Annotated in this window: 4 protein-coding genes; all 4 read left to right on the top strand. The window is 27.2% G+C overall.

The annotated features are described in order from the left end of the window. The first annotated feature begins 292 nt into the window (after positions 1-292). The 4 genes from RGC78_RS15895 to RGC78_RS15880 all read left to right on the top strand — a co-directional run bounded on the left by RGC78_RS15895 (position 293) and on the right by RGC78_RS15880 (position 4,351). On the top strand, positions 293-1,075 hold the full coding sequence (locus RGC78_RS15895) for a lysozyme (RefSeq protein ID WP_252213947.1): 783 nt from the start codon (positions 293-295) through the stop codon (positions 1,073-1,075). Positions 1,076-1,389: 314 nt separating this feature from the next. After that, positions 1,390-2,652 (top strand): uracil-xanthine permease family protein, encoded by a 1,263-nt coding sequence (locus RGC78_RS15890; protein WP_252225512.1) that lies wholly within the window; start codon positions 1,390-1,392, stop codon positions 2,650-2,652. Between the two features lie 374 nt (positions 2,653-3,026). After that, positions 3,027-3,902, top strand: a complete 876-nt coding sequence (locus RGC78_RS15885; RefSeq protein WP_252213943.1) for a response regulator — start codon at positions 3,027-3,029, stop codon at positions 3,900-3,902. Beyond that, a complete protein-coding gene (locus RGC78_RS15880) occupies positions 3,884-4,351 on the top strand; it encodes a chemotaxis protein CheX (RefSeq protein WP_252213941.1) in 468 nt (155 codons plus the stop codon). The genes RGC78_RS15885 and RGC78_RS15880 overlap by 19 nt, the downstream gene beginning before the upstream one ends. The last annotated feature ends 89 nt before the right edge of the window (positions 4,352-4,440 follow it).

Genomic DNA, 4,440 nt, shown 5'->3' with positions numbered 1-4,440 from the left:
CAGTAAATATGACAATACTCATTAAGGATTCTCAAAGTCCAATTACAATGCCACTTTACCTATTGCATATATCAACACGCATTAAAAACAGAGCCATAAATTAATTAAAAGATAGATACAATAATTAAAAAATATATATTAAATAGTAACCGCTTAAATATGAATTTCATATTATGTAGTATGTGTTAATTCTTAATTTACAATATATAATTTTAAAATTTTAATAGATTAAAATCCTTAAATAAAAATATAGATATTAGATAATTCTATTTTTAACCAAGGAGGATTAAATATGACACAATGGAAATGGTGTGTAGAAGGTCAAGATGGAAAGGTTATAAAAGGCTGGTATGAAGAAAATGGGAAATGGTATTATTTAAATGATGAGGGAATAATGCAGACTGGGTGGGTAAAAGACAAAGATGGATTATGGTATTATATGGATTCCAATGGAATAATGCAAACTGGATGGATTAAGCTAAAGGAAATTTGGTATTATCTTGAGGAATCTAGTAATGGCTATAAAGGAAAATGTTATATTGATTGTACTGCAAGTATTAATGGGAAACAGTATACTTTTGATAAAGATGGTAGTATGTTAGAAAATACTTTAGTATCTGATGCTTGTATTGATTTTATAAAATCTTGGGAGGGTTTTTTTTCAAAACCATATTATGATATGGTTGGAGTCTTAACATTAGGTTATGGAATGACTGGAGATGAAATAAAGGGGTTATCTAGTATAACTGAAAGTAAAGCAAGTGAAATGTTAAAAAATTTAATTAACAATAAATATGCTAAAATAATAAAAAAAGATTTAGATGATAAAAATATAAGTTTAAAACAAAATGAACTAGATGCATTAGTAAGCTTTGCATATAATTGTGGGGTAGTAGGATTGCTAGGTTCTACACTATATAAAAATATAATTGCAGGAATAAGAGATAAAGATATAATTACTTCTAATTTTCAAGCTTGGAGTAATGGTGGAGGAAAAAGAATAGAAGGGCTTTATAGAAGAAGAACTAAAGAGGCTGCCATGTTCTTAAGTGCAGATTATAGAGGTAATATATAATAAATATGTACACTAAAGACTAGAGATTAAATTTAAGGGTAATTATAATTTTATGGGTTATATTAAACCTTAAATACTATAATTACTCTTTTGAGTAAATTATTAATTTTAAGAGAATTTATAAAAAATTATTTACTTTTAAAAAATTTAAGCTATAATAAGATAAAGAATAAAATATAAGAATAGATAATTATTTTTATATACAATTTCATATTGTTAAAAATTTTGACAAGAACTTTTAATTTAGTCCAGAGAGGCTAAAAAGGGGAGATAATAGTATTTTCCTCTTATTTATTTAAGGAGGTATTTTTTTTATGTCAGAAATTATAAGTATTACAAAAGAGCAATTCGGAGAAATTTCGTGGAAAAAAACAGGGGGCAAGTTAGTATTAGCATTACAACACTTAATTGCAATGTTTGGAGCAACTGTTTTAGTTCCTATTTTAACCGGTCTTGATATTTCGGTAGCATTATTTTGTGCAGGTATTGGAACATTAGTATTTCATATTTGTACAAAAATGAAAGTTCCAGTCTTTTTAGGCTCATCATTTGCATTCATTCCAGTAATATGCGCTGTTGGACAAACATATGGCGATTTAAGATATGCACAAGGTGGAATAATGATAGCAGGTCTAATCTATGTCTTAATGTCTTTTATTATCAAAAAAATTGGTACTGATAAAATAAAATATGTATTACCAGCACAAGTTGTTGGACCTATGATTATGGTAATAGGATTAAATTTAATTCCAACAGCTATAAATATGGCTAAAGACAATTTAATCATTGGAGTTATAACATTAGGAGTAACTTTATCAGTAAAATATTTAGGAAAAGGATTTATATCTCAAATATCAATATTATGTGGGGTTATTGTAGGATATATAGTATCTTATTTTATAGGGTATGTTAATGTTCAAGCAATTTCAGAAGCGAGCATTATAGTTATTCCACATTTTACATTACCTAAATTTGATTTAGGAGCGATAATGATTATTGTACCAGTAGTACTAGCTACTTTTATGGAACATATTGGTGACATAACAACAAATGGTCAAGTTGTTGGAAAAAATTTCATAGAAGAGCCAGGATTAAATAGGACGTTACTAGGAGATGGACTAGCTACTATGATAGCAGCATCATTTGGGGGGCCAGCTAATACTACATATGGAGAGAATACTGGAGTTTTAGCAATTACTAAAAATTATGATCCATCAATATTAAGATTAGCAGCTATATTTGCAATAATGCTAAGCTTTATAGGTAAGTTTGGATCTGCAATAAGCACAATTCCACAAGCTGTTATGGGTGGAATAAGTATAATGTTATTTTCTATGATTTCATTAGTTGGATTTAATACTATAAAATATCAAAAAGTGAAAATAGATTGGAGAAATTTACTTGTAATTATTACAATACTAGTAATAGGACTTTTAGGAACTTTCATAGAGAAAAAATTTGGAATTTTAGTAGGAATAAGAATAAATGATACAGTATCTATATCAGGATTAAGCTTTGCAGCAATTGTTGGAGTAGCATTAAACTTAATATTAAACAGAGTGAATTTCAAAAAATAAAATAATAAATAAAGGCTCTGTTTTAGCGGAGTATTGATATATGTATAAGCAAAGTGGGCGGAGTATAAGTATAAGACTATATCATTTCTGTAAGTATTTAGTTATAGAAATGATATAGTCTTTTTTATTTTTATATTAGTTTTTTCATATGCTTTAAAAAAGACATATATATATAAATCAAATAAAATATTAAAATGATTATAAAATTAATTAAAAAATTAAGAGAGATAGCTTTTAACTATTAAGAAATGTTGAATACACTCGAAATATTAAATATAAATTATAAGGTTAGATTGATTACAATTTAAAGTATAAAAAGTTCTATTAAATATTAATAAATCCTATATTATATGATAAAAGGGGTGGAATAACATATGAAAGATATAAAAATTTTAATAGTTGATGATTCACCATTTCAAATAGCATTGCTTAGAGATGCATTAACAGAAAATGGGTTTAATGTTGTTGGAGAAGCTCAATCGCTAGAGGAAGCTATTGAAGAGACTAAGAAATTAAAACCTGATTTAATAACAATGGATATGACTATTCCAGGTACTGATGGTTTTGAATGCACAAGAGAAATACACAAAATTGATGATAGTATTAAAGTTATTATTGTTAGTGCAATGATGGATGATGAACTTATAAAAAAAGCTAAGAAAACAAAAATATCAGGTTATATTCAAAAACCAGTTGATTCAGAAGAATTAACGTTGTTAATAAATAGAGTTATGGGGGATGAAGAACTTCATTCAGAATTAGAACTTTTATATCCAAATGTATTTAAAGAATCTATAATAAATTTATTTAGCAAATTAACAAAAACAGATGCTGAAGTTATTGATGATTATAATACTGATAAAGAGATACACAGCGAAGGCATTGTGGCAGTTATGGGGATTATAGGAAAATACTCAGGAAGAATGATTATAGATATGTCATTTGAAACAGCTCAAAATATTGTAACAACATTATTAAAGAGAGAAGCTAAAGATACGAAAGAATTACTTAATGTGGTAGCGGAAATTGCCAATATGTTTGCAGGAAATGCATGCTCAATGATAAATAAAAAGAATAAAGTATTTGGATTAAGAGTAGCACCACCAACTACATTTCACGGTGAATCAATAAATATATCAAAAGCAGAAATAGATAACAATTATTCTGCAAAGATTAAAACTAAATTTGGAGATTTATCAATAAACATAGGATTCAAAAGAGGTGAAAGTGAATGGATGTCAATAATATAAATCCTATAGTAGATGCATTTACAAACGTAATGCCTCAATTAGGTTTAAGTGATATTAAAAAAAATGGAGTAAGTGAAAAAGGCAGATTTATAGAAAGCCCAGGAGTTATAATTATAATAGGACTTATTGGAGATATTAAAGGAAATATTATATATACTATGAATGAAGAAGATGCAAAAAAAATTGCATCAGCCATGATGATGGGAATGCCAGTAGATGAATTTAATGAATTAGCACAAAGTGCTATTTCTGAACTTGTTAATATGCTTACAGCGAATGCTTCAACTAATTTTTCAAATAATAATGTAAATGTAGATATATCTACACCAACTCTTATACATGGAAAATTTACTGCAAATTCTAGTTCGGATAAAGTAGTATGCATATCTATGGAGATTAATGGAGCTGTTATAGATGTTAATATTTCTTTAATAAAGAATACAATTTAATTTTTAGGCTCTGTTTTAGCAGAGTGTTGATATATGCATAAGCAAAGTGAGCGGAGTAATTGAACTTAGGAATGCTAAAATGAGTATAG

This window comes from Clostridium aquiflavi (assembly GCF_031344075.1).
GTDB lineage: Bacteria > Bacillota > Clostridia > Clostridiales > Clostridiaceae > Clostridium > Clostridium aquiflavi.
The sequence above is the reverse complement of the archived record's forward strand: the minus strand, read 5'-3'. Positions and strand labels throughout refer to the sequence as shown.

Bases quoted from the DNA above. Each gene is read 5' to 3' on its own strand.
- RGC78_RS15895 (WP_252213947.1), top strand. From the start codon at position 293: ATGACACAATGGAAATGGTGTGTAGAAGGTCAAGATGGAAAGGTTATA.
- RGC78_RS15890 (WP_252225512.1), top strand. From the start codon at position 1,390: ATGTCAGAAATTATAAGTATTACAAAAGAGCAATTCGGAGAAATTTCG.
- RGC78_RS15885 (WP_252213943.1), top strand. From the start codon at position 3,027: ATGAAAGATATAAAAATTTTAATAGTTGATGATTCACCATTTCAAATA.
- RGC78_RS15880 (WP_252213941.1), top strand. From the start codon at position 3,884: ATGGATGTCAATAATATAAATCCTATAGTAGATGCATTTACAAACGTA.